At 64.7% G+C, this 23,243-nt stretch carries 22 protein-coding genes; 13 read left to right on the top strand and 9 right to left on the bottom strand.

Features of this window, described 5'->3' with window-relative positions:
- Positions 1 to 5: 5 nt before the first annotated feature.
- A complete protein-coding gene (gene hpaD, locus GGD63_RS22575) occupies positions 6 to 860 on the top strand; it encodes a 3,4-dihydroxyphenylacetate 2,3-dioxygenase (RefSeq protein WP_183245347.1) in 855 nt (284 codons plus the stop codon).
- Between the two features lie 10 nt (positions 861 to 870).
- On the opposite strand, the gene GGD63_RS22570 is transcribed toward hpaD, so the two are convergent.
- Together GGD63_RS22570 and GGD63_RS22565 are read right to left on the bottom strand one after the other, a co-directional pair.
- Positions 871 to 2,103, bottom strand: coding sequence for a PLP-dependent aminotransferase family protein (locus tag GGD63_RS22570; protein WP_183245346.1), 1,233 nt, complete (start codon positions 2,101 to 2,103; stop codon positions 871 to 873).
- A gap of 89 nt (positions 2,104 to 2,192) precedes the next feature.
- On the bottom strand, positions 2,193 to 2,714 hold the full coding sequence (locus tag GGD63_RS22565; RefSeq protein ID WP_183245345.1) for a DUF3124 domain-containing protein: 522 nt from the start codon (positions 2,712 to 2,714) through the stop codon (positions 2,193 to 2,195).
- Between the two features lie 67 nt (positions 2,715 to 2,781).
- Between GGD63_RS22565 and GGD63_RS22560 the strand changes: the two genes are divergently transcribed.
- The 4 genes from GGD63_RS22560 to GGD63_RS22545 all read left to right on the top strand — a co-directional run bounded on the left by GGD63_RS22560 (position 2,782) and on the right by GGD63_RS22545 (position 8,226).
- The gene (locus tag GGD63_RS22560) at positions 2,782 to 4,512 is read left to right on the top strand and encodes a cation:proton antiporter (protein ID WP_183245344.1); all 1,731 of its coding nucleotides are present in this window, start codon (positions 2,782 to 2,784) and stop codon (positions 4,510 to 4,512) included.
- Between the two features lie 190 nt (positions 4,513 to 4,702).
- Positions 4,703 to 5,779 (top strand): 3,4-dihydroxy-2-butanone-4-phosphate synthase, encoded by a 1,077-nt coding sequence (ribB, locus tag GGD63_RS22555; RefSeq protein ID WP_183245343.1) that lies wholly within the window; start codon positions 4,703 to 4,705, stop codon positions 5,777 to 5,779.
- Between the two features lie 132 nt (positions 5,780 to 5,911).
- Entirely contained in the window at positions 5,912 to 7,126 is a 1,215-nt protein-coding gene (locus tag GGD63_RS22550; protein ID WP_036004014.1) for an acyl-CoA dehydrogenase, read from the top strand.
- 182 nt (positions 7,127 to 7,308) lie between these two features.
- Positions 7,309 to 8,226: an MBL fold metallo-hydrolase gene (locus GGD63_RS22545; protein ID WP_183245342.1), complete on the top strand. Its 918-nt coding sequence runs from the start codon at positions 7,309 to 7,311 to the stop codon at positions 8,224 to 8,226.
- Between the two features lie 115 nt (positions 8,227 to 8,341).
- Here the strand turns inward: GGD63_RS22545 and GGD63_RS22540 are convergent, their stop codons facing one another.
- Entirely contained in the window at positions 8,342 to 9,196 is an 855-nt protein-coding gene (locus GGD63_RS22540) for a DUF1499 domain-containing protein (RefSeq protein WP_183245341.1), read from the bottom strand.
- Positions 9,197 to 9,458: 262 nt separating this feature from the next.
- Positions 9,459 to 11,087: a fatty-acid--CoA ligase gene (locus tag GGD63_RS22535; RefSeq protein WP_183245340.1), complete on the bottom strand. Its 1,629-nt coding sequence runs from the start codon at positions 11,085 to 11,087 to the stop codon at positions 9,459 to 9,461.
- Positions 11,088 to 11,152: 65 nt separating this feature from the next.
- Between GGD63_RS22535 and GGD63_RS22530 the strand changes: the two genes are divergently transcribed.
- Positions 11,153 to 12,235 carry an extensin family protein gene (locus tag GGD63_RS22530; RefSeq protein ID WP_183245339.1) on the top strand — a complete coding sequence of 361 codons (1,083 nt, stop codon included), beginning with the start codon at positions 11,153 to 11,155 and terminating at the stop codon, positions 12,233 to 12,235.
- A 36-nt stretch (positions 12,236 to 12,271) separates the two neighbouring features.
- On the opposite strand, the gene GGD63_RS22525 is transcribed toward GGD63_RS22530, so the two are convergent.
- The gene (locus tag GGD63_RS22525) at positions 12,272 to 12,958 is read right to left on the bottom strand and encodes a L,D-transpeptidase (protein WP_011085407.1); all 687 of its coding nucleotides are present in this window, start codon (positions 12,956 to 12,958) and stop codon (positions 12,272 to 12,274) included.
- Between the two features lie 327 nt (positions 12,959 to 13,285).
- Between GGD63_RS22525 and GGD63_RS22520 the strand changes: the two genes are divergently transcribed.
- Complete coding sequence (locus GGD63_RS22520; RefSeq protein WP_183245338.1) at positions 13,286 to 14,263, top strand: magnesium transporter CorA family protein; 978 nt, start codon at positions 13,286 to 13,288, stop codon at positions 14,261 to 14,263.
- 205 nt (positions 14,264 to 14,468) lie between these two features.
- The gene (locus tag GGD63_RS22515; RefSeq protein WP_183245337.1) at positions 14,469 to 14,702 is read left to right on the top strand and encodes a hypothetical protein; all 234 of its coding nucleotides are present in this window, start codon (positions 14,469 to 14,471) and stop codon (positions 14,700 to 14,702) included.
- Between the two features lie 875 nt (positions 14,703 to 15,577).
- Here GGD63_RS22515 and GGD63_RS22510 read toward each other — a convergent pair.
- On the bottom strand, positions 15,578 to 16,330 hold the full coding sequence (locus tag GGD63_RS22510) for an SDR family NAD(P)-dependent oxidoreductase (protein ID WP_183245336.1): 753 nt from the start codon (positions 16,328 to 16,330) through the stop codon (positions 15,578 to 15,580).
- Between the two features lie 49 nt (positions 16,331 to 16,379).
- A complete protein-coding gene (gene pdxH / locus GGD63_RS22505) occupies positions 16,380 to 17,021 on the bottom strand; it encodes a pyridoxamine 5'-phosphate oxidase (RefSeq protein WP_183245335.1) in 642 nt (213 codons plus the stop codon).
- Between the two features lie 113 nt (positions 17,022 to 17,134).
- On the opposite strand from pdxH, the gene GGD63_RS22500 reads away from it, so the two are divergent.
- Positions 17,135 to 17,542 carry an RT0821/Lpp0805 family surface protein gene (locus tag GGD63_RS22500; RefSeq protein ID WP_183245334.1) on the top strand — a complete coding sequence of 136 codons (408 nt, stop codon included), beginning with the start codon at positions 17,135 to 17,137 and terminating at the stop codon, positions 17,540 to 17,542.
- A 139-nt stretch (positions 17,543 to 17,681) separates the two neighbouring features.
- On the top strand, positions 17,682 to 18,644 hold the full coding sequence (locus GGD63_RS22495) for a DnaJ C-terminal domain-containing protein (protein WP_183245333.1): 963 nt from the start codon (positions 17,682 to 17,684) through the stop codon (positions 18,642 to 18,644).
- A gap of 318 nt (positions 18,645 to 18,962) precedes the next feature.
- Here GGD63_RS22495 and GGD63_RS22490 read toward each other — a convergent pair whose 3' ends face one another.
- Positions 18,963 to 19,733 (bottom strand): anti-sigma factor, encoded by a 771-nt coding sequence (locus GGD63_RS22490; RefSeq protein ID WP_183245332.1) that lies wholly within the window; start codon positions 19,731 to 19,733, stop codon positions 18,963 to 18,965.
- Positions 19,734 to 19,839: 106 nt separating this feature from the next.
- Entirely contained in the window at positions 19,840 to 20,328 is a 489-nt protein-coding gene (locus GGD63_RS22485; protein ID WP_183245331.1) for an RNA polymerase sigma factor, read from the bottom strand.
- A 172-nt stretch (positions 20,329 to 20,500) separates the two neighbouring features.
- Here GGD63_RS22485 and fabI point away from each other — a divergent pair, with 172 nt between their 5' ends.
- The 3 genes from fabI (at position 20,501) to aroC (ending at position 23,199) form a co-directional block, all read left to right on the top strand.
- Positions 20,501 to 21,316 (top strand): enoyl-ACP reductase FabI, encoded by an 816-nt coding sequence (gene fabI, locus GGD63_RS22480; protein ID WP_183245330.1) that lies wholly within the window; start codon positions 20,501 to 20,503, stop codon positions 21,314 to 21,316.
- Between the two features lie 12 nt (positions 21,317 to 21,328).
- The gene (locus GGD63_RS22475) at positions 21,329 to 21,928 is read left to right on the top strand and encodes a histidine phosphatase family protein (protein WP_183245329.1); all 600 of its coding nucleotides are present in this window, start codon (positions 21,329 to 21,331) and stop codon (positions 21,926 to 21,928) included.
- Positions 21,929 to 22,110: 182 nt separating this feature from the next.
- Positions 22,111 to 23,199 carry a chorismate synthase gene (aroC, locus tag GGD63_RS22470; RefSeq protein WP_183245328.1) on the top strand — a complete coding sequence of 363 codons (1,089 nt, stop codon included), beginning with the start codon at positions 22,111 to 22,113 and terminating at the stop codon, positions 23,197 to 23,199.
- Positions 23,200 to 23,243 lie beyond the last annotated feature (44 nt).

Here is a 23,243-nt window from a genome sequence, read left to right as displayed (position 1 = left end):
CCGCCATGGGGCAGCTCGTACTCGCGGCCAAGGTCACCCACGTTCCATCGTTGATGCTGTCGGAGCAGCCCGGCAGCCCGTTGCGTGCCGCGCGCCAGGCTGCCGTCGAGTCTCTGCGCGAGCTGGGGCGGCGGGCGAGAGAGCGCGGCGTCACCAGCTTCGTGGTGTTCGATACCCACTGGCTCTCGAATTTCGGCTATCACATCAACGCCAATGCGCGGCATCGCGGCTCGTTCACCAGCCACGAGGCGCCGCAGATGATCCAGGATCTGCACTACGATCTGCCCGGCGATACCAGGCTCGCTGAAACCATTGCGAGCAGGGCCGAAGATGCCGGTCTGAACGTCATCGCCCACCAGGTGGCGAGCCTCGGGCTCGAATACGGCACCATCGTGCCGATGCACTACATGAACCCGGACGGCTTCGCGAAGGTCGTCTCGGTCGCCTCGCCGCTGTTCACCTCGTTCGAGGAGAGCCGGGTTCTCGGCGAAGCGACCCGCCGTGCCATCGATGAATCCGGCGAACGGGTCGCTGTCCTCGCCAGCGGTTCGCTCTCGCATCGGCTCTGGCCAAACAAAAAGCTCGGTCCGGAGGCGTGGACGTCAGTCGCCAGCGAGTTCAACCGCCAGGTCGATTTGCGCGTGCTCGAGCTTTGGCAAAGCCGCCGCTACCGCGAATTCCTCGACATGCTTCCCGACTACGCCATCAAATGCAATGGCGAGGGCGGGATGGCCGACACGATCATGCTGTTCGCTGCACTCGGCTGGTCCGACTATCGCGGTGCCGCCGAGCAGCTTTGCGACTATTTTCCGTCGTCGGGCAGCGGCCAGGTCAACGTGGAATTCCACGTCGAGGCGTGAGGCGTCGGCCTCAGGCCCGCTTCTCCACATTGGCGCTGCGGAACGGCACGCCGAACTCCTTGCGGCAGACCTCGGCGAGCACGGCGACGCCCTCGCGGATCTGCTGATGCGAAGGGCTTGCAAAGCACAGCCTGAGGCGTGAGCTGGAATGGCTCTTGTTGGTCGACCATTCCGGCCCCGGATTGATCGAGACGCCGGCGGCGAGTGCGGCCTGGTAGAGCTTTAGCGTATCGACCTTGTCGGGCAGTTTTACCCAGAGGAAGATGCCGCCCTTGGGCTCCTCGAACTCGGCGGCCGTGCCGAACTGCTCGTTCAGGGCTTCCATCAGCGTGTCGAGCTTGGTGCGCAGCGCCTTCGTCAAGGCCGGCACGTGGGTCGAAAAATGCGGCTTGCAATAGGCCGCCAGCACCATCTGCTCCAGCGCGCCGGACCCGGCATCCGTCTTCAGCGACAGCATCCGCGACATCACATCCCAGGGCGCGACGATGAAGCCGACGCGCAGCGCCGGCGCGATCGATTTCGAGAATGAGCCGATATGGATCACGCCGCCGTTCGGGCTCATCGCGTAGATCGCCGGCGGCCGCTGTCCCGACCAGACGAGATCGGCGTAGCAATCGTCCTCGAAGATGGGCACGCCATATTCGGCGGACAGCCGCAGCAGCTCAGTGCGGCGGCTCTCGGGCATGATGCTGCCGGTCGGGTTTTGCACTGTCGGGATGGTGTAGATGTATTTCGGGCGGATGCCGCGGCCTTTCAGATCGGCCAGAGTCGTGGCCAGCGCCTCCATTCGCATGCCGTCCCTGTCGAGGGGGACGCCGACGACATTGACTCCTAGCCGCGCGAGGCGTGTCAGCGAGCCCTGATAGCTGTCCTGCTCGAAGATCACGGTGTCGCCGCGCGTCAGCAGCGTGTTGTTGACGAGATCGAGCGCCTGCAGCGAGCCCGAGACGATCAGGAGATCGTCGACCGTGCAGTTGATGCCGGCATCGCGCTTGAGTTTTGTCACCAGGAATTCGCGCAAGGGCAGGTAGCCCTGCGGCCCATGCGCCAGCCCGTAAGTGGCGAGGGAGCGGCCCTCGCGCCGCAGCACCGTGTTGGTGGCTTCGATCAGTTCGTCGAGCGGCACCTGTTCGGAATCATTGTTGCCGCCAACAAAGCTATATTTGGCAAGGCCCGTCCAGCGCGCAGTCGGGGCCGGCAGCCCTGCGGGAAACAGGGGAGCGAAATCGAAGCTGGACGTCATGGGAGCGTTCCTCGTTTTGTTCTTGTTGAGCGACCGGCTTTGCGCCGGCCTGCTTTACGACTTTGCTGGCCGCCCGGGTCGGACGGCCATTACTTTTTGCCGGCCGTCCGGGTCGGACGGCCCTGGCTGATGAAAGCGTAATGCGCATTGGCGACGCCGCCAACCATCAAGGCCTCGACCACCGGCTCGGCGATCTCGCTTGTAGCGGCCCAGTCGACGATGAAATTGGCGCCGGTGCCGCCGCGCACATCGTCGGTCGGGATGAAGATCGAGACGGTGGCGAGGGGCTTCAGTGCCACCGGCGCCTTCAGATAGCTCTCGACCTGCTTGCCTGCGGTGTCGAAATAGGCGATGCGTTTGAGGATCAGGGCTTGCGTCTCGGAGGCGTTGTGCACGCTCAACGTCACCGAGAAGTCGACGCGCAGCTTGCCCTGGCTCATCGCGACGCTGGAATAGGCCGGCACGTAGAATCCGCCGGAGACGGCGAGATCCTCCCTTGGCAGCGCCGTGAGCGATTCGGCAAAGTTCTGTTCGATATTGACCTTGGATTGCGCGGCGGCCGGCAACGCGAACAGACCCGGCAGGGCTATCAAAGAGAGCACGATCCACATGTGACGAATTGCTCGCTTGCCGCGTTGCAACCCGTCTCTAGGGTGCGGCGAAACGGACCAATTTGGCATGCATGAGCTCATTCGCGACATCACACTCTCTATCCTGTTTGCCTGGATGCTGGGCCTGCTCGCCCATTTCTCCCGGCAACCGCTGATCCTGGCCTACCTTATCGCCGGCTTCTGCATAGGTCCATTCGGTGCCGGCTGGGTCAAGTCGCAGGAATCGATCAGCGTCATCTCCGAGCTTGGCCTGATCTTCATGCTGTTCATGATCGGCCTGGAGATCGACCTGAAGAAGATCGTGCGGGCGGGCAAGGTGATCCTGTTCGCGGCGGGTGGCCAGCTCCTCGGCGGCTGTGTGCTCGGCGTGCTGTTCTTTATCGGCATCGGCCTGTCGCTCGGTGGCGGGCATTTCGACGCGGTCTATCTCTGTGTCGCCTGCGCGCTGTCGAGCACGGTCATCATCGTCAAGGTGCTCTACGAGAAGCGCGAGCTCGATACGCTGCCGGGCCGCATCACGCTCGGCGTCCTCGTGCTGCAGGACATCTTCGCCATCCTGTTCCTGGCGGTGCAGCCGAGCCTCGCCAATCTGGAAGTCACCGTCATCCTGCTCTCGATCAGCCGCGTCTCGGTGCTGGTCGCGGCTGCGCTCCTGATCAGCCGTTATGTGCTGCCGCGCCTGTTCCACCAGATCGCCCGCCGTCCCGAGTTGATCCTGCTCGGCGCGCTGGCCTGGTGCTTTCTCGTCGCCGAGACCGCCGAGCGGCTGTCGCTGTCGCGCGAGATGGGCGCCCTGATCGCCGGCGTCTCGCTCTCGACCTTTCCTTACGCGCTCGACGTCACCGCCAAGGTCACCACGCTGCGGGACTTCTTCATCACCCTGTTCTTCGTTGCGCTCGGCATGACCATCCCCGTGCCCGGCCTGTCCGTGATCGGCCTGGCATTGATGATCGCGGCCTTCACCGTGGTGAGCCGCCTCGTCACGACCTTCACCCCGCTCTACCTGATGAAGCAGGGGCTGCGTGCCAGCCTGTTGCCGGCGCTCAACCTCGCGCAGATCTCGGAATTCTCGCTGGTGGTGATCCAGACCGGCGTCACCGACCACCACATCGCAGCCGAGACGGCGAATGCCGCCTCTTTCGCCTTCGTGGTGCTGGCGGTGCTCTCGACCTTCGTGATGACCCGCAGTGACGAGATCACCCGCTGGGCGATCGGTCCGTTGAAGCGGATCGGCCTGCGCGATCTCGATCGCGGCAACGGCCATGCCGAGGAGAGCCACGAGGGCGGCCATGGCGAGGCCCGCCGCATCGTCATCCTCGGCTTTTTCCGTGCGGCGAGCGCGCTGCTGGCCGAGATCGAACGGCAGGCACCGGTGCTGCTGGAGCAGATCACGGTGGTCGATTTCAACCCCAATGTGTATCAGACCCTGCTTTCACGCGGTCTGCACGTGATCTATGGCGACATCAGCAGCGCCGACACGCTGCTCCATGCCGGCGTCGGCAAGTCCGAGATGATCATCCTCAGCGTGCCGGACGCGCTTCTGAAGGGCGCCAGCAACGAGAAGCTGGTCCGTCACGTCCGCACCCTCAATCCGACCGCCATGATCGTAGCCACGGCCGATCTGCTGTCGGATGTGGACGAGCTCTATGCGGCCGGCGCCAGCTACGTCACCGTGACCCGGCTCAGCGATGCTCATGAGCTGTTTACCGTGATCGAAGCCGCCCAGGCCGGCCTCCTCGCCGACAAGCGTGCCGAGCTCGATCTGCGGCTCGGCGAGCGCCGCGAGGTGCTGCCCTGACGGCGGTTTGCCGTCTTCCGTCTGGGGCCCTGCGCACCTATATCCCTGGTATCTTCGGTGCAAGCCTGAGGCCCGCGGGCCGACCCGCCATCAGGCATATGCGGTTGCGTCCAGGACACTAGCGCTTGAAGCCAAGTCCGGCTAAGGCGTCCGGCAAGCCTCCGGCCCCATAACCGATAGAGATTGGGACATGCCCGATACCGTCCAGGAAGTCTTGCAGGCCTTTGCCAGGGGCGAACTCGTCGTCGTCACCGACGACGAGGATCGCGAGGGCGAGGGCGATCTGATCGTCGCCGCCTCGCTCTGCACCGCCGAGAAAATGGCGTTCATCATCCGCCATACCTCTGGCATCGTCTGCGCCCCCGTGACCACCGAGGACGCCCGCCGCCTGCGGCTCGATCCGATGGTCGCCCACAACGATTCCGCGCACACCACCGCCTTCACGGTCTCGGTCGACTACAAGCCCGACGGCGGCACCGGCATCTCGGCCGAGGAGCGCGCCTCGTGCTGCCGGGCGCTCGCCAATCCCAATGTCGGCGCCAGCGACTTCGCCCGCCCGGGCCACATCTTTCCGCTGATCGCCAAGGATGGCGGCGTGCTGCTGCGCTCCGGCCATACCGAGGCCGCCGTCGATCTGTGCAAGCTCTCCGGCCTGCCGCCGGTCGGCGTCATCAGCGAGCTGATGAACGACGACGGCAGCGTGATGAAGGGCGAGCAGGTCGCGCAGTTCGCCGCCAGGCACAAGCTCAAGCACGTCACCATCGCGGACATGATCGCCTACCGCCAGGCGCGCGAAAAGCTGATCGAGCGGGTCTCGACCTTCGTCATCGACAGCCCGATCGGACCCTTGCAGGGCTATGCCTACCGCTCGCCGTTCGATTCCATCGCCCACGTCGCCTTCGTCTACAACGGCGTCGGCGACGGCAAGAACGTGCTGACGCGCTTCCACAAGCCGAACATCGTCAAGGACACCTTCACCGGGCACAAGCGCATGGCCGTCGTGCTCGAGCATTTCAAGAAAACCGGCCGCGGCGTGCTGGTCTATTTGCGCGACGGCGCCGCCGGCGTGCCCGTGGCCCCGCTTCCGGACGAGACCTCGACGGAGGCGGACCGCAACCGGCAGTGGCGCGAGATCGGCGTCGGCGCGCAGATCCTGCGCGATCTCGGCGTCACCTCGATCCGGCATCTCACCTCCTCGGTGCACGATTACAAGGGCCTGTCGGGCTTCGGCATCGAGATCGTCGCCGACGAGCGGCTCGAAATCTGACCGCGTCGTTTCCGGGTTCGCGCCGTTGCGCGAGCCGGAATGACCGAAGCCAGGATGCATTTGCACTTGTTGCCGCGGCGCTTTAATTTGTCGGGCAATTTCTAGACGGAACCAGACGTGAAAGGACGTTTCATGAGCGTGCGCCCTCAGGCCAAGGACAAGCCGGCTGCGGCTTCTTTCCAGTGGGACGATCCGTTCCTGCTCGACGAACAGCTGACCGAAGACGAGCGCATGGTGCGCGACACCGCCCGGGCCTATGCCCAGGACAAGCTGCTGCCCCGCGTCTCCAAGGCCTATCTGGAAGAGAAGACCGACCGCGAGATCTTCAACGAGATGGGCGAGCTCGGCCTGATCGGCATCACGCTGCCGGAAGAATATGGCTGTGCCAACGCGAGCTACGTCGCCTATGGTCTCGTCGCGCGCGAGATCGAGCGGGTCGATTCCGGCTACCGCTCGATGAACTCGGTGCAGTCCTCGCTGGTGATGTATCCGATCTACGCCTATGGCGACGAGAACCAGCGCAAGAAGTACCTGCCGAAGCTCGCCAGCGGCGAATGGGTCGGCTGCTTCGGCCTGACCGAGCCGGACGCCGGCTCCGATCCGGCCGGCATGAAGACCCGCGCCGAGAAGGTCTCGGACGGCTATCGCCTCACCGGCAGCAAGATGTGGATCTCGAATGCGCCGATCGCCGACGTGTTCGTGGTCTGGGCCAAGTCGGCGGCGCATGACAACCAGATCCGCGGTTTCGTGCTGGAGAAGGGCATGAAGGGCCTCTCCGCGCCGAAGATCGGCGGCAAGCTCTCGCTGCGCGCCTCCATCACCGGCGAGGTCGTGATGGACGGCGTCGTGGTTCCCGAGGACGCGCTGCTGCCCAACGTCTCCGGCCTGAAGGGGCCGTTCGGCTGCCTCAACCGTGCCCGCTACGGCATCTCCTGGGGCGCGCTCGGCGCGGCCGAGGACTGCATGCATCGCGCCCGCCAGTACACGCTTGACCGCAAGCAGTTCGGCAAGCCGCTCGCCGCCACCCAGCTGGTGCAGAAGAAGCTCGCCGACATGGAGACCGAGATCGCGCTCGGCCTTCAGGGCTCGCTTCGCGTCGGCCGCCTGATGGACGAGGGAAAGTTCGCGCCCGAGATGATCTCGATCATGAAGCGCAACAATTGCGGCAAGGCGCTCGACATCGCCCGCACCGCCCGCGACATGCACGGCGGCAACGGCATCTCGATCGAGTACCACGTGATGCGCCACGTCCATAACCTCGAGACGGTCAACACCTACGAGGGCACCCACGACGTCCACGCCCTGATCCTGGGACGCGCGATCACGGGCATTCAGGCGTTTTTCTGAGCGTCACGGGGCACCGTGGCGATTGTCTTGCTCCACTGTCATCGTGCGCAATTGCGCACTGGGGGCGGGCGATCCAGTATCCGGAAGACCTCGCCTTCGCCTCAGGCGCCACGGCGTACTGGATACCCCGCCTTCGCGGGGTATGACGGCGGGGATTGGGGCAGCAGTGCACAGGAAGTCTCATGTCCGACAACGACGACGTCCCGTTCAACCGCAACTTTCCGCTTAAGGCGGGCGTCGTCGAGGAAGTCCGTCCCGGCGTGCGGCGCGTGCTCTGCAACAATCCGAGCCCGTTCACCTTCACCGGCACGGTCAGCTACATCGTAGGCACCGGCAACGTCGCGATCATTGATCCCGGCCCGGACGACCAGGGGCACGCGACCGCGCTGCTCGACGCCGTGCGCGGCGAGACGGTGAGCCACATCTTCGTCACCCACACCCACCGCGACCATTCGCCCAACACCGCGCGGATCAAGCAGGCGACCGGCGCGCCGGTTTATGCCGAAGGCCCGCACCGCGCCTCGCGCCCGCGCTTCGAGAGCGAGAAGCACAACCCGGAATCCGGCGTCGATCGCGATTTCGCGCCTGATATCACCATCGCTCATGGTGACGTTGTCGAGGGGGCCGGCTGGCGCCTCGAGGCGGTGGCGACGCCCGGCCACACCGCCAACCACCTCGCCTTCGCCTGGCCGGAGCGGAAATTCAACTTCGTCGGCGACCACGTGATGGGCTGGTCGACCTCGATCGTGGCGCCGCCCGACGGCTCGATGATCGACTACATGGACTCGCTCGACCGTCTCGCCGCGCGCGAGGAGGATCTCTACTTCTCCGGTCACGGCCCCGAGATCCCGGACGGCCCGCGCTTCGTGCGTTTCCTGATCCGCCACCGCAAGGCGCGCGAGGCCTCGATCCTGCACCGCCTCGCCAAGGGCGAGGCCGACATCCCGACCATGGTGCGCGCGATCTATATCGGCATCGATCCGAGGCTGACGACGGCCGCCGGCTATTCCGTGCTGGCGCATCTGGAAGACCTCGTCGCCCGCGGCGTGGTGGCAACCGATGGCGATCCCGTGATCACCGGGACGTATCGGATGGCCTAGCTCGTCATTCCGGGGCGCGCGTCAGCGCGAACCCGGAATCCATCGTGCCGCAGTGTCGGTGGATGAATGGATTCCGGGCTCGCCGCTTTGCGGCGCCCCGGAATGACAGCCGGGGCTATTTCTTCACCGTCTTCGCCGGAGCCTTCGGCGGCGCCACCGGGGTCTTCTTCACCGGCTTGAGCGCGTCGGCATCGGCGGCGGTGTTGAGATCCTCGATGAATTTCTTCACACGTGCAGCATTGCTGCCGAGATCGCTGTCGAAATAGCGCGAAGCGGAGCGGATATCGACGCGGGAATCCTCGCCGTCGGGCACGACCCTGATGGAAATGTCCTCGCGCAGGCCCATGATCGGCGTGCGGGCTACCGCCTCGATGCGGCCGATGCGGCGCGGCGGCTGCGGCGCGCGCTCGTCGATGACGAGCCATTTGCGCTTGTTGACCAGCTGGAGCGCGATCGCATAGGCGCGATCGACCGGGATCTCGAGCTCGATCGGTTCGATATCAGGATAGAAATGGCGCTGCTGCTCGGCCGAATAGAGGCCGGCATAGACTGCCGTATTGGCGCCGTCGCCGGCGCGCAGACGCGCCAATGCGTCGAAGCGGGGCGGGTCGATCGGGTCGGTGGTGATGTCGTGGATCGCCGGCAGCTTGCGATATTGCAGGGCGAGATAGGCGGGGTAGGCGAGGATCGCGCCGTCGATCAGGAACGCGAGCAGGATGCGGGCCATGCCGCGCGAACCGTTCTGCCAGATCGCGGCGAAGCCCGCGAGCCCGAACAGGATCGAGACCCCGGCGATCGCGAGGCCCCCGAAGAAGGTGACGAGCGCCGGCTTCGGCTCCAGGAAGCCGAAGCGGACGACAATGATCGACACCAACACGGCGACCACCGCGAACACGGCGAGATTGCGCGCCCAGCTGGCGAGGCTGGACACGGGCTCCGTCTGGTAGGGAGCGGAAAACCTGCGGGCCATCGGGTGAGCTCTGCCGGGGTCTTGGTGCCGGCCGATCTGGCGCGACGATAGGCCGTTGAGACCACGGCCCGAGGGCAAATTCAAGGGTCACCCTCTTACCCTCCCCTGGAGGGGGAGGGTCGATCGCGCGCAGCGCGAGCGGGGTGGGGTGATCTCTCCGCACGGGCACCGCTCTTGGGGAGAGACTGTCACCCCACCCCGTCTCACATCGCTGACGCGCAGCGAGCCGACCCTCCCCCTCCAGGGGAGGGTGGCACCCTCCCTACGCCGCCGCGTTCGGGAAGCGGTAATCCTTGAACTGGTCGCGAAGCGCCGTCTTCAGGATCTTGCCGGTGGCGGTGTGCGGGATGCCTTCGACGAAGGCGACGTCGTCCGGCATCCACCATTTGGCGATCTTGCCGTCCATGTATTTCAGGATGTCCTCGCGGCTCGCCTGCTGGCCCTGCTTGAGCTGCACGATCAGGAGCGGCCGCTCGTCCCATTTGGGGTGGAACACTCCGATCACTGCGGCTTCCGCCACGGCCGGATGGCCGATCGCGAGGTTTTCGAGGTCGATCGAGGAGATCCACTCACCGCCGGACTTGATCACGTCCTTGGAGCGGTCGGTGATCCGCATATAGCCGTCCTGGTCGATGGTCGAGACGTCGCCGGTGTCGAAGAAGCCTTCCTCGTCGAGGATGTTGGCATCGACGTGGTAATAGGCCTTGGCGACCGCGGGGCCGGAGACCTTGAGCCGGCCAAAAGTCTTGCCGTCCCAGGGCAGCTCCTTGCCGGCATCGTCGGTGATCTTCATCTGCACGCCGAAGGGCGCATAGCCCTGCATCTGCAGCACGTCGAGCTTGGCGTCGCCGGTCGCATCGGTGAACGGCGGCTTCAGCGCCGCGACGCTGCCGATCGGGCTCATCTCGGTCATGCCCCAGGCGTGACGGACGTTCGAGCCCATGTCGAGGAAGGCCTTGATCATCGAGCGCGGCATCGCCGAGCCGCCGCAGATCACCATCTTCAGGTCCGGCAGCTTCAGATTATTGGCGGCCATGTGCTGCAGCAGCATCAGCCACACCGTGGGCACGCCGGCAGTGTGCGTCACCCTCTCGGTCGAGAGCAGCTCGTAGACCGAGGCGCCGTCGAGCTTGGCGCCGGGCATGACCAGCTTGGTGCCCTGCGAGGGCGCGGAGAAGGCGATGCCCCAGCTGTTGGCGTGGAACAGCGGCACCACCGGCAGCATCGTCTCGGAGGCGCTGGTGCCGAGCGCGTCGACATTGTTGGCCATCAGCGCGTGCAGCACGTTGGAACGATGCGAGTACAGTACGCCCTTCGGATCGCCCGTGGTGCCCGACGTGTAGCACATCGCGGCTGCCGTGTTCTCGTCAAAGTCCTTCCATTTGAATTTGCCGTCGGCCTGCGCAATCCAGTCCTCGTAGGCCACCGCATTCTTCAGTGTGGTCTGCGGCATGTGCGCCTTGTCGGTGAGCACGACGTAGCGTTCCACGCTTGTCAGCTTGTCGGCAATCTTCTCCAGGACCGGAACGAAGGTGATGTCGGTCATCACGATGCGGTCCTGCGCATGGTTGATGATCCAGGCGATCTGCTCGGGGAAAAGGCGGGGATTGACGGTATGGCAGATGGCGCCGATCCCCATGATGCCGTACCACACCTCGAGATGGCGCCAGGTGTTCCAGGCGATCGTTGCGACGCGGTCGCCGAGCTTGATGCCGTCGCGCTCCAGCATCTGCGAGACCTTGAGCGCGCGCTTGTGGATTTCGCCGTAGGTGGTGCGATGGATCGGTCCCTCGACCGATCGCGTGACCACCTCCTGCCTGCCATGAATCCTGGCGGCGTGTTCGATGATTCGGTGGCAGAGCAGGGGCCAGTCTTGCATCAAACCAAGCATTCCGACGTTCCTCCGAGAAGTCGCTGGGCGCGTTTTTGCTCTCAGCGTTGGGCCAAAGAATTGTCATGAGTTTTAGCCTGCCGGACTTTCGCCGCAAATGGTCTTGTCGCGGCTATATGTCCGCCGGCGCGGCAATGGTTACCGTCGCGCTGGGGCTGTCACTTGTGCTGACGGAGCGGGCAGAGGCGCGAAAATATGCTGCGCCGCTCGATATTTTTGGCCTTGGTACACCACGGCCGCGCGCGAGGGTTCATTCCGCCAAGATCCCGTTACCGAGACCACGCCCCGAGGAGGCCCCCAAGGCATCGGACGAGGGCCCGCCGGAGGCGGAGGGCAAGCCGTCCCCGGACAAGCCGGGTGACAACAAGCCCGCCGAGGCCGCGCCGCCGCCGGAGAAGCAGGTCTCGGCCTGCCGCCTCGCGCTGACCGAAGACATCGCGGTCGCGCCGTCCATTCCCGATATCCGCGGCCCCGGCGCCTGTGGCGGCGAGGACCTGGTGCGGCTGGAGGCCATCGTGCTGCCGGACAAGCGCAAGGTGGCGGTCAAGCCGGCGGCGATCCTCCGCTGCACCATGGCCTCCGCGATCGCGGACTGGGTGCGCAAGGACATGGTGCCACTGGCCGCAAGCCTCGGCTCGACCATCAGCGATCTCGACAATTTCGACAGCTTCGAGTGCCGCGGTCGCAACCGCATCGTCGGCGCAATGCTGTCCGAGCACGGCAAGGCCAACGCCCTCGACGTCCGCGCCATCAAGCTCGCCAACGGGCAGTCGATCGGCCTGACCGACCGCACCATGTCGCGCGACGTGCGCGAGCGGGTGCTGCATTCGGTCTGCACACGCTTCTCCACCGTGCTCGGTCCGGGCTCGGACTGGTACCACGAGGACCACATCCATCTTGACCTTGCCCAGCGGCGCAACGACTACCGGATTTGTCAGTGGAACGTCTGGGATCCCCTGCCGCAGGTTGCCCCGCTCTTGCCGGCTGAGCGCCCCGAGGAGGCGCCGCCGCGCGAGGTCGCGGCCAAGCCTGAGGCAAAGGAAGGCGCTGACGACGAGGCGGCCGAGAAATCCTCTCCGCCCGAGGACAAGTCGGCACCCGAGAAGAAGGCTCAGCCGCACAAGCCGGCAACAAAAAAGCGCCGGTAAAACCGGCGCTTTAGGATTTTCGAGATCAGGAGGCGATCAGTAGCTGCCCGCCTGGCCAGTTCCGCCGGCGCCAAGCGCCAGCCGGGAATTATAGGGCGAGTCGCCGTGCTTGGGCTCGAGCACGACCACGATCGTGCCGACCTTGACGCGGCCGTAGAGATCGATTGCGTCCTCGTTGGTCAGGCGGATACAGCCCGACGAGATTGAGGCGCCGATATATTCCGGCTGGTTGGTGCCGTGGATGCGGAACAGCGTGTCCTTGCCGCCCGAGTAGAGATACATCGCGCGGGAGCCCATCGGATTGTCCGGACCGGGCGCGACATAGGTCGGAACGCCGAGGCGCGAAATCTCGCCCGGGGTGGGGTGCCATGCCGGCCATTCGGTCATGCTGCCGACCTTGGCAATGCCCGACCAGGCCATGGCCTCTTCGCCGACGGTAATGCCGTAGCGGATCGCCTTGCCGCCATCGAGCACGTAATAGAGGTAGTGATTGTCGGAATCGACCACGATCGAGCCCGGCGATTCCTTGCGGTGATATTCGACGATGGCGCGGCGGAACGGCTCCGCGACCGGGGTGTTCTCATACCGAACCTTGGCAAGGAGTTCCTTGTCCTTCGGCTTGAATGCCTTGGTGTCGGTCGCCTCGAAATGCGTGGCCTGCATGCAGCCCGACAGCATCAGGCCCGCGGCCAAAATTCCCAACTTAACTTTCAGCGACGACATGGTTTGGTTCCAATCAAAACAATACCGTGCGGAAGGCCTGAGCTTGGCGCCCAGGTTCCTCGACTCCGTTAGTCCCATTATCGTTGAAATCTGCCACAATTCCAGCGCTGAAGGCCTTTTCCCGCGCTGCGAGAGCCAAGCTGTGGCTTTTCTGCCGCAAGTTTTGCGATGCTATGGTGGTTTTTCGGCAAAGGAGGTCAGGAACTGTCGATTCTGCGCCACAGTGGCGCCACAAATGCAAACCCTCCGTTAATGTTGTTGTCATCGTGAACCTGTCAGAATCGCGCTAAAGGCTGTCATTCTGTCGCAGGTTCTCTGGAGCTGTTCATGTTTTCGGTGTTTGTTCCCTCCGAGTCCTCCCTCAGGAAGGCGGTTATCGAGGATCTCGCGGCGCTGCCGGAGAACGCCGTCTGGATCGACCTCGTCACCCCCTCAGCCGCCGAGGACAAGGCAGTGGAGCGGCTGGCGGGCATCGCCATCCCGACCCGGGAAGACATGCAGGAGATCGAGATCTCCAGCCGCCTCTATATCGAGAACGGCGCGCGCTACATGACCGCGACGCTGATGTGCCACTCAGATACCGACATGCCCCGCACCACGGCGGTGACCTTCATCCTCGGCGACCATCGCCTGGTGACGGTGCGCTATGACCTGCCGAAGCCGTTTGCGCTGGTGGAGGCCAAGCTCGGCCGCTCCTGCACGCCTTCCATCACCGGCGAGATGGTGCTGATGGAACTGCTGGACGCCGTGATCGACCGCTGCGCCGACATCCTGGAGCGCTGCGGCGCCGAGATCGACCAGGTCTCGCACGACATCTTCGAGCCCGAGAGCGAACGCCACGGTCACGCCAAGCAATATTCCCAGATCCTGATCTCGATCGGCCGCAAGGGCGATTTGACCTCGAAGGTTCGCGAGAGCCTGGTATCGATCGGCCGCGTCGTCACCTTCCTGTCCGCGGTGGTCGAGGGCGTGAAATGGTCCAAGGACATGCGCGAGCAGCTCAAGACCATGCAGCGTGACGTGGCGTCACTGACCGATCACGCCTCCTATCTTTCCAACAAGATCACTTTCGTGCTCGATGCCATGCTCGGCGTCGTCAATCTCGAGCAGAACAACATCATCAAGCTGTTTTCGGTCATGGCCGTTGTCCTGATGCCGCCGACGCTGATCGCCTCGATCTACGGCATGAACTTCAAGGCGATGCCGGAACTCGAATGGGCGCACGGCTATCCGATGGCACTGGTGATGATGCTGATCGCCGCGATCGTCCCGTACTGGATCTTCAAGTTCAAGAAGTGGCTCTGATCTCGCCCACTCTCGGAAAATAGCTACCGAGAGCTTACGCTGGTCGCAGAGACACGGCGGATCGTGTCGCAGAATAGAGCGGGATTGCGGCGCCGCGGTGATGTGTGCGCTCCGCCCCAATTCCTCCGGTAAAATTTGAGCGGTGGGCTGAACGTTTGCGCGAAACTTGTCTGCGATAAGCAGTGCGTAGCCGCGAGGAACAGCCATGGTTGAAAAACACATAACGTCGCCCCGCAACGTCATCGATCTGGCGAACTATCGTCAGGTCCTGGCGAGCGGCAAGGCGATGTCGATGTCGGCACGCCTGTGCCGGCACTGTGGTGCTCCGCTGCTCGATGGCGAGAACGACGACGACTGCTCGACCGCATTCAATGCCGGAGCTCCAAGTGCTTCGGCTCCAGGACTGCGCGATCGGTCACGTCGGATTCGAGTCGATTGAGAAACGGAAGGAAGGGCGGGCGATCCAGGTCTTGCGGCGGCGTTGTCTGGATCGCCTTGCTTCCGTCCTGCCTGTGTCGCGCGCGCGTCAAGCCATTCGCGCAAAAATATTCCACTTTACCGAAATTCGGAAATGGCGTATGTGTCGCCCATCCCGGCTCATCCTTGAGGGGCGATCTTGTAGTCGTCTTGTTCGCGAGCCGGGCTTGCGGTGGACGCGGCAGCGTCGGCACGGAAGGTGCGAGCAGGGGCGGGTAGTCCCTGTGAGCTCGCGGCCGCGTGCGGACGAACGGCGCTGCAAGGCTCGTCTCGTCTGTAAGTTTCCGGCTCTGTCGACGGGGTCCGGGAAAACTGCGGCGAAATGGCGGGCCGTGCGTACGGCAAAACCGTGTGGTCCTGGCCGTCGTTGCTACGGTCAAGCCTTTCGCGAAGATGTGCGCGAGCCCAACCGGGCGGACGGCATCGTCAATTCGCGGGGTGAGGGAGGCCAGAAGGAAAGTTCGGCTCCCGGGAGAGCACGGCATAAGCCGTCCGACCATCGCGCAGGGAAGGCCGAGTGATTGGCACCACCTGTATGCTGCTGTGCGGTCTCTTTGCGCTACATCTTTCGCGCAGCGGACCGCGGGTGCGAGGTCAGCACCCGGTCTTCCCTGCGCCCTCCTGGTTTCGAGGGTGGAGTGACCAGGCAAAGCTCGGGCGAAATGCGCCGCGAGGCTGTGAAGCCGTGTCCGCAACCACCTACTCGATGTCATCGCCCGCGAAGGCGGGCGATCCAGTATTCCAGAGGCCCACGTTGAAAAGCTCGCTCTCACCACACCCGCTACGGCGTACTGGATTCCCCGCCTCCGCGGGGAATGACAGCGTCACTCGTGCGGATCACACGTGCTGGCCGCCGTTGATGTGGATCTCGGCGCCGTTGACATACGAACTGGTGTCCGTACAGAGCACGTAGATGATCTTGGCGACCTCGTCGGGTGTGCCGAGCCGGTGCATCGGGATTTGCTGTTCAACGATCTTCTCGGTACCCGGTGACAGGATCGAGGTGTCGATCTCGCCAGGTGCGATGGCATTGACGCGCACGCCGATGCGGCCGAAATCGGACGCCATCTCGCGCGTCAGCGAGGCGAGAGCGGCTTTCGAGGTGGCATAGGCTGCGCCCGCGAAGGGATGCACGCGTGAGCCCGCGATCGAAGTGACGTTCACCACCGAGCCCCTGGCCGCCTTCAACTCCTCCATCAATCCGCGCGCGATCATGATCGGCGCGAAGAAGTTGACGTGGAAGACATGCGTCCAGGTGTCGAGGTCGGTGTCGACCGAGCCGAGCCGCGAGCCGCCGGGGCCCTTCGGCGAGATCGCGGCGTTGTTGACCAGCGCGTGCAGTGTGCCGCCCTCGAGTCGGCGGCGGATCTCGTTGATTGCACGCGCGGTGTCCTTGGGGTCGCCGAGATCGACCTGGATGTGATCCTCCGGCCCCGCATCCCAGGGGCAGTCTTCGGGAAATGGATGCCGCGAGCAGGTGATGACGCGCCAGCCCGCCGAGGAGAAGCGGATCACGGTGGCGTGGCCAATGCCGCGGCTCGCCCCGGTCAGGAGCAGCGTACGACGCGGCAGGTTGGACGAATGCGGCATGGACATCTTTCAGGTCGGCTCAAAGCTCGAGACGAGGCTCAGGATAGGCTCAAGGATACATCCGCGTCTTGGACCATGGCTGGCCGGCGGCGTCACGACGAAATTCGATGCGGTCGTGCAGGCGAAATGGGCGGTCGTGCCAGAACTCGATGCGTAGCGGCGCGATGCGCCAGCCGCTCCAGCCCGGCGGCCGCGGGACCTCGCCGATGACATATCTGGCCGCGACCTTGGCGATGGCCTGCTCGAAGGCGAAGCGGCTCTCCAGCGCTTCGGATTGCTTGCTCGCCCAGGCGCCGATCTGCGCCTGCTTCGGTCGCGTCGCGAAATAGGCGTCGGCCTCGGCATCGGTCACCGGCGTCACGTTGCCGCGGATGCGGACCTGACGGCGCAGCGACTTCCAGTGAAAAAGTAACGCTGCCTTAGGATTTGCGGCGAGTTCGCGGCCCTTCTGGCTGGCGATGTGGCTGTAGAAGACAAAACCCTCGGTATCGAAGCCCTTCATCAGCACCATGCGCACATCGGGCAGCCCGTCGGGATCGACGGTTGCGAGCGCCATGGCGTTCGGATCGTTCGGCTCGCTCTTGATCGCCTCGTTCAGCCAGGCCTCGAACAGCGCAAAAGGCTCGTCGGCGGCGGTGAAATCACCGGATGTTAAGGGTGTCTGGTGTTTCATCGAGGTCGTGTCGGTCATGTCTGGAGTCCGAATTGCATCCCGCGGCCCAAAACGCGTTGTTGTCCGCTACCGCCCTATATAGGGCATGGGGACGCGTTGGCCTATCGGCGATCCGGCCGTCCGGCCTTGTCATGACGATCATTCTGATTGGGTTGGGTGCCGGCGGCTGCAGCTTCTCCCGTGGTGACAAGAGTGCCTATGCCAAGGCGGACGACAGCGACCTCACCGGCTCGATCGTACGGCCGGCGAAAGACACCGCACCGACAGATACCGATCTCGCCTTCGCCCGCAACGCCGCCTCGGACGTGCTGAGCAAGGGCGACAGGGATTCCAGCCAGCATTGGGAGAACCCGGAGACAGGGGCGCGAGGCTCGGTGACACCGATTGCGCAGTCCTATGCCGCCGAGGGTGGCCGCAAATGCCGCGATTTCCTGGCGAGCTACGTCAACGGCAGCACGGAAAGCTGGCTCCAGGGCGCCGGCTGCCAAAGCAGTCATGGCCGTTGGGAGATTCATACGCTAAAGCCGTGGCGGAGCTGAGCATGATCCGGAGAAGTGGGAACCGTACAGCGTCGAGCTAGCCTGACTAGTTGCAAAAATGCCACTCCCACCCCACATGGATCGCAGGTGGGGCGGGGTGCCCTTTGAACAATTCGAATTCCTGAAGGAGACGTGACGGATGCGCGACCCCTATGAGGTCTTGGGGGTGCCGCGGAGCGCCAACGCTGCCGCGATCAAGAGCGCCTATCGCAAGCTTGCCAAGAAGCACCATCCCGACAGCAACAAGGACGACCCGAAGGCCGCCGAGCGCTTCTCCGAGATCAACTCGGCGAACGAGATCATCGGCGACGAGGACAAGCGCAAGCAGTTCGACCGCGGCGAGATCGACGCCGAGGGCAAGCCGCGCTTTCAGGGCTTTCCGGGCGGCGGCGGGCCGCGCGGTCGCGCGGGTCCCGGCGGGTTCGAGAGCTATACGTTCCGGAGCGGCGGCGCGGGCGGCCCGGGCGGCGGCGCGTTCGAGGACATCCTCAATAGCATGTTCGGCGGCGGGATGCGCGGTGCGCGCCCCGGGGCCGGCGGCGGTGCCCAGTTCGATTTCGACACCGGCGGGGTCGGGCTCGATCTCGACGTCAACGTCGCCATGTCCGTCTCGCTGGAAGAGGCGGTCAAGGGCGGCGAGAAGCGCGTCCGGCTGCCGACGGGCAAGGAGCTCAACGTCAAGATTCCGGCCGGCGTCACCGAGGGCCAGCAGATCCGGCTGCGGGGGCAGGGCGAAAGCGCCCAGGGCCATCCGCCGGGCGATCTCCTGATCACCATCAGCATCGCGCCGCACCCGTTCTTCAAGGTCGAGGGTGCCGACCTCAGGATCGACCTACCGGTCACTCTCTATGAGGCGGTGCTCGGGGCCAAGGTCCGCGTGCCCACCCTCGGCAATGCCGTGGAGCTGTCGGTCCCCAAGAACACCTCCAGCGGCCGGACCTTCCGTCTCAAAGGCAAGGGCTTGCCGAGATCTGGTGGAACCGGGGATCTCTTCGTCACCATCAGGATTATGCTACCGGACGGGAACGACGCTGAGCTTGAGGCATTGATGGAGAAGTGGCGGGACCAACACCCCTACAATCCACGTAGCGGGCTCGGTTAGGGCGCGGTCGAACTGAAGGGGTTTTTCCTAAAGGCCTAAAGCATCGTCCAGGAGATGACGCTCATCATATGCCTGAGGCGTGGTAGCGCTTCATGGTCTCGACGTGTCGGTTGTCCGGCGGGGCAGCCGATAAAAAGGTGCGGCCTCGAGAGGGGGACCAGCGCGGTACCAAAAACCCCAATCGAGGCCGCCCGCGTCGATCGGCGGATCGAACGCTACTCATAATCGCGTGAACACCCGGTGCGATAATGAGACGCGTCCATGTCCTGATTCCAAATTTTCAATGACGGAATCGAGGCACCGCGTTTGTGCAGTTGTTTAGGTGCCGTTTTTCTCTGCCTGGTCGTACACGGCCTGCGCCACCTTGGTCAGCCGGTCGCGGTCGCCGCCACCGCTGACGACGTAGCCGACACCGCGCTCCGCCCAGAACAGCGCGCCGTCCTTGTCCGTCCTGGCGTAGCGCATTTGCGTTGCACCATTCTCGGTCTTGGCGGTGTAGATCGTGTACCGCTCGCCCGAGGCGCCCTCATACATCAGGAATGACGCCGGACCGTTCGGTCCCGGCAGGAGTCGGCCGCCGACCAGCTTCAGTCCGCTCGCCTCCAGGTTCGGCGCGAACACGGTCCAGCCGCAGCGCCTGGTCAGCCAGGCCTGCAAATGATCGCGCTCGTTGCCGCCGACCTCGACGGGGTGGCGCACCTCGACGACATAGAGGCGGTGGGCGTCGAGCGCGTCCGCCGTGAAGCTCTGGAAGGTCGAAGGCGCGTTGGCGGCGCCATGCGCCACCCAGCCGGCGGTGCCGCCGGCGACGAAGGCAACCAGCACGGCCGCGGCGGCGCCATAGAACCATTGCCGGGGGCGGCGCTCCAGCCGCTCGAGCTCGAGTCGTGCCGGCACCGGCTCCTGGGCGACGGAATCGTAGCGGGCGTGCAGCATCTCGGCCATGGTCCGCCAGGATTGCACCCGCTCGGCATCGTCGGGGTGGGCGGCAAGCCAGGCCTCGACGTCGGCGCGTCGCTCGGTCGGCAGTTCGCCGTCGACATAGGCGTGGAGTTCGTCCTCGGTGATGGGAATGTTGCGGTCGTTCATATCGGTCGTCTCTGGCTCTGCGGCCCAAAATATCCTTCGTGACTCAACTTCGCGTAGCTCACCGTCAGGCTGCGGGCGGACATTATTCGATGCATCAACCCGGTCATCATTTCACCTGCCTGAGCGCCGGGCGCTGGCCCTCCAGCGAGGCTTTCACGTGGGCTCTCGCCCGTGCCAGGCGCGACATCACGGTGCCGATCGGCACGCCCTGGATGTCGGCGACCTCGCGGTAGCTCATGCCCTCCAGCATCACCAGCAGCAGCACCGAGCGTTGCTCCTCAACCAGTGTTGCCAGCGCCTTCTCGATGTCGCGTCCCTCGGCCTCGGTCCCGCTGGCGTCGGGGTTGTTCTCGGTCAGCTGTATGAATTGCGGCCGTCTTGCCAGCGAGCGCCGCCGGTTCTTGTTAAGGTTGGTCAGGATCGTATAGAGCCAGCTCCTGACGTCGCCGCCGAGAAACAGGCGCTCCGAACGCAACGCACGCACCAATGTGTCCTGCACCAGATCGTCGGCCGCATCCGCATCGCGCGTAAGCGCACGGGCGTAGCGGCGCAACGCCGGGATCATGGCTTCCACACTCTGGCGAAACGCACTCATTGCCGTCTTGACGTCCTGGTGTCCGGCGCGAGCGCCTCAACAATCATAACACCCGAATGGAACGGCTATTCCGGCGCTCGAAACAGCGTTAACGCCGCGTATTAGGGCTGTACCGCAGGGGAGGGCTGGTGTACCTCCAGACCTCAAAGAGAGCTCGACGGGACGTTCAAAAATGGCGCAGAATTCAGGTCTGATGCAAGGAAAGCGCGGGGTGATCCTCGGCGTTGCCAACAACCGCTCGATCGCCTGGGGCATTGCCAAGGCATGCCACGCCGCCGGCGCCGAGCTCGCCTTCACCTATCAGGGCGATGCGCTGAAGAAGCGCGTCGAGCCGCTCGCCGCCGAGATCGGCGGCCTCGTGCTCGGTCATTGCGACGTCACTGATGCTGCGACCATCGACGCGGCCTTCGCGGTGCTGAAGGAGAAGTGGGGCAAGATCGACTTTCTGGTGCACGCGATCGCCTATGGCGAGCAGCTCGACGGCCGCTACGTCGACACCACGCAGGAGAACTTCACCAAGTCGATGCTGATCTCCTGCTACTCGTTCACGGCGGTGGCGCAGCGCGCCGAGAAGCTGATGACCGATGGCGGCTCGCTGATCACGCTCTCTTATTACGGCGCCGAGAAATGGATGCCGCATTACAACGTGATGGGCGTGGCCAAGGCGGCGCTGGAAGCCAGCGTGCGCTATCTCGCCGCCGATCTCGGCGAGAAGAACATCCGCGTCAACGCGATCTCGGCAGGTCCGATCAAGACGCTGGCGGCCTCAGGCATCGGCGACTTCCGCTATATCCTGAAGTGGAACGAGAACAATGCGCCGATGCGCCGCAACGTGTCGACCGAAGACGTCGGCGGCAGCGCGCTGTATTTCCTGTCCGATCTCTCGCGCGGCGTCACCGGCGAGGTGCATCACGTCGATTCCGGCTATCACGTGCTCGGCATGAAGCGCCCGGACGCGCCGGACATTTCGTTCGGCGGCAAGGACTAATCTTCAACCGGAATGCCCGTGCCTACGATCTATTACCTTCGCCACGGCGAGACCGAGTGGAATGCACTCGGCAGGCTTCAGGGTACCAGGGACATTCCGCTGAACGCGCGCGGCCGCAGTCAGGCCGTGCAGGCCGGCGGCGTTCTGGCCGATCTGCTCAAGCGTGACGGGCGCGACAAGGCCGCATTACCCTACGTATCGAGCCCGCTCGGCCGTGCGCGCCAGACCATGGAACTCGCGCGCGACAAGCTCGGGCTGCCGGTGGCCGACTATGCGCTCGACGATCGCCTGCGCGAGATCGGCTACGGCACCTGGGAAGGGCTGACGCTGGCCGAGAGCGAAGCCGCCGATCCCGACATCTATGCCAGGCGCCTCGCCGACAAATGGACAGTGGGGCCGGCGGGCGGGGAGACCTATGCCGACGTGCAGGTCCGCGTGCGCGCCTGGTACGACCAGCTCCGGACCGACACGGTCGCGGTCGCCCATGGCGGGACCTGCCGGGCGCTGATGGTGTCCCTGGGGCTGGAGACCCCCGCCAGCGCCGCCGAGCTCTACATCGAGCAGGGCGCCGTCTACGTGTTCCGCGACGGGCGGCTGGAGAAGTTTAGTTAGGCCAAGTTTTTCGTCATTCCGGGCCGGTGCGCAGCACCGAACTCCGGTGCGCCCTTGCGCACCTGAGAATCTCAAGATTCCGGGTCTGGTCCTTCGGACCATCCCGGAATGACGGCGTAACTGGTTTGACCCCCGGTCCGCCGCGCGTTACCACACGCCGGAACCGATCTTGGCGAGCAGCGATGTCCTTCAACACCTTTGGCCACATGTTCCGCGTCACCACCTTCGGCGAGAGCCACGGGGTGGCGATCGGCTGCGTGGTCGACGGCTGCCCGCCGATGATCCCGCTCATCGAGGCTGACATCCAGCGTGACCTCGACCGCCGCCGTCCCGGCCAGTCGCGCTTCACCACCCAGCGCCAGGAGCCGGACCAGGTCAAAATCCTCTCCGGCGTGATGGCGCATCCGGAAACCGGCGTGCAAGTGACGACGGGCACGCCGATCGGCCTCCTGATCGAGAACACCGACCAGCGCTCGAAGGACTATTCCGAGATCAAGGACAAGTTTCGCCCCGGCCACGCCGACTTCACCTATGAGGCGAAGTACGGCCTGCGCGACTATCGCGGCGGCGGCCGCTCCTCCGCGCGCGAGACCGCGATGCGGGTTGCCGCCGGCGCGATCGCGCGAAAGGTGCTGCCCGACGTGAAGGTGCGCGGCGCGCTGGTGCAGATCGGTCCGCACAAGATCGATCGTGAGAAGTGGGACTGGGACGAGGTCGCCAAAAATCCGTTCTTCTGCCCGGACAAGGACAAGGCCGCATTTTTCGAGACCTATCTCGACGGCATCCGCAAGAGCGGTTCCTCGATCGGTGCGGTGCTCGAGATTGTCGCCGAAGGCGTGCCGGCCGGCCTTGGCGCACCGATCTATGCAAAGCTCGATTCCGATCTCGCAGGCGCGATGATGACCATCAACGCGGTGAAGGGCGTCGAGATCGGCGCGGGCTTTGGCGCGGCCGAGCTCACCGGCGAAGAGAACGCCGACGAGATGCGCACCGGCAATGACGGCACGCGCTTCCTCTCCAACCATGCCGGCGGCATTTTGGGTGGCATCTCCACGGGACAGCCGATCGTGGTGCGCTTTGCGGTAAAGCCGACCTCGTCGATCCTCCAGCCGCGCCTGACCGTCGACCGCAAGGGCGCCGACACCGAGATATTCACCAAGGGCCGCCACGATCCCTGCGTCGGCATCCGCGCCGTCCCGGTCGGCGAAGCCATGATGGCCTGCGTGCTGGCCGATCATTTCATTCGGGATCGCGGGCAGGTGGGGCGCTAGCGCCAGTAGGGCCTTCGCGCCGCGGTACTAGCCCACCGCGCAGC

The organism is Bradyrhizobium sp. cir1, from assembly GCF_014198245.1.
Taxonomy (GTDB): Bacteria; Pseudomonadota; Alphaproteobacteria; order Rhizobiales; family Xanthobacteraceae; genus Bradyrhizobium.
Note: the sequence above shows the minus strand (reverse complement) of the source record. Positions and strands in the feature narration are given on the sequence as shown.

Excerpts from the sequence above, each read along its gene's own strand:
- hpaD (WP_183245347.1), top strand. The coding sequence starts at position 6 with ATGGGGCAGCTCGTACTCGCGGCCAAGGTCACCCACGTTCCATCGTTG.
- GGD63_RS22570 (WP_183245346.1), bottom strand. The coding sequence starts at position 2,103 with ATGACGTCCAGCTTCGATTTCGCTCCCCTGTTTCCCGCAGGGCTGCCG.
- GGD63_RS22565 (WP_183245345.1), bottom strand. The coding sequence starts at position 2,714 with ATGTGGATCGTGCTCTCTTTGATAGCCCTGCCGGGTCTGTTCGCGTTG.
- GGD63_RS22560 (WP_183245344.1), top strand. The coding sequence starts at position 2,782 with ATGCATGAGCTCATTCGCGACATCACACTCTCTATCCTGTTTGCCTGG.
- ribB (WP_183245343.1), top strand. The coding sequence starts at position 4,703 with ATGCCCGATACCGTCCAGGAAGTCTTGCAGGCCTTTGCCAGGGGCGAA.
- GGD63_RS22550 (WP_036004014.1), top strand. The coding sequence starts at position 5,912 with ATGAGCGTGCGCCCTCAGGCCAAGGACAAGCCGGCTGCGGCTTCTTTC.
- GGD63_RS22545 (WP_183245342.1), top strand. The coding sequence starts at position 7,309 with ATGTCCGACAACGACGACGTCCCGTTCAACCGCAACTTTCCGCTTAAG.
- GGD63_RS22540 (WP_183245341.1), bottom strand. The coding sequence starts at position 9,196 with ATGGCCCGCAGGTTTTCCGCTCCCTACCAGACGGAGCCCGTGTCCAGC.
- GGD63_RS22535 (WP_183245340.1), bottom strand. The coding sequence starts at position 11,087 with ATGCTTGGTTTGATGCAAGACTGGCCCCTGCTCTGCCACCGAATCATC.
- GGD63_RS22530 (WP_183245339.1), top strand. The coding sequence starts at position 11,153 with ATGAGTTTTAGCCTGCCGGACTTTCGCCGCAAATGGTCTTGTCGCGGC.
- GGD63_RS22525 (WP_011085407.1), bottom strand. The coding sequence starts at position 12,958 with ATGTCGTCGCTGAAAGTTAAGTTGGGAATTTTGGCCGCGGGCCTGATG.
- GGD63_RS22520 (WP_183245338.1), top strand. The coding sequence starts at position 13,286 with ATGTTTTCGGTGTTTGTTCCCTCCGAGTCCTCCCTCAGGAAGGCGGTT.
- GGD63_RS22515 (WP_183245337.1), top strand. The coding sequence starts at position 14,469 with ATGGTTGAAAAACACATAACGTCGCCCCGCAACGTCATCGATCTGGCG.
- GGD63_RS22510 (WP_183245336.1), bottom strand. The coding sequence starts at position 16,330 with ATGCCGCATTCGTCCAACCTGCCGCGTCGTACGCTGCTCCTGACCGGG.
- pdxH (WP_183245335.1), bottom strand. The coding sequence starts at position 17,021 with ATGACCGACACGACCTCGATGAAACACCAGACACCCTTAACATCCGGT.
- GGD63_RS22500 (WP_183245334.1), top strand. The coding sequence starts at position 17,135 with ATGACGATCATTCTGATTGGGTTGGGTGCCGGCGGCTGCAGCTTCTCC.
- GGD63_RS22495 (WP_183245333.1), top strand. The coding sequence starts at position 17,682 with ATGCGCGACCCCTATGAGGTCTTGGGGGTGCCGCGGAGCGCCAACGCT.
- GGD63_RS22490 (WP_183245332.1), bottom strand. The coding sequence starts at position 19,733 with ATGAACGACCGCAACATTCCCATCACCGAGGACGAACTCCACGCCTAT.
- GGD63_RS22485 (WP_183245331.1), bottom strand. The coding sequence starts at position 20,328 with ATGAGTGCGTTTCGCCAGAGTGTGGAAGCCATGATCCCGGCGTTGCGC.
- fabI (WP_183245330.1), top strand. The coding sequence starts at position 20,501 with ATGGCGCAGAATTCAGGTCTGATGCAAGGAAAGCGCGGGGTGATCCTC.
- GGD63_RS22475 (WP_183245329.1), top strand. The coding sequence starts at position 21,329 with ATGCCCGTGCCTACGATCTATTACCTTCGCCACGGCGAGACCGAGTGG.
- aroC (WP_183245328.1), top strand. The coding sequence starts at position 22,111 with ATGTCCTTCAACACCTTTGGCCACATGTTCCGCGTCACCACCTTCGGC.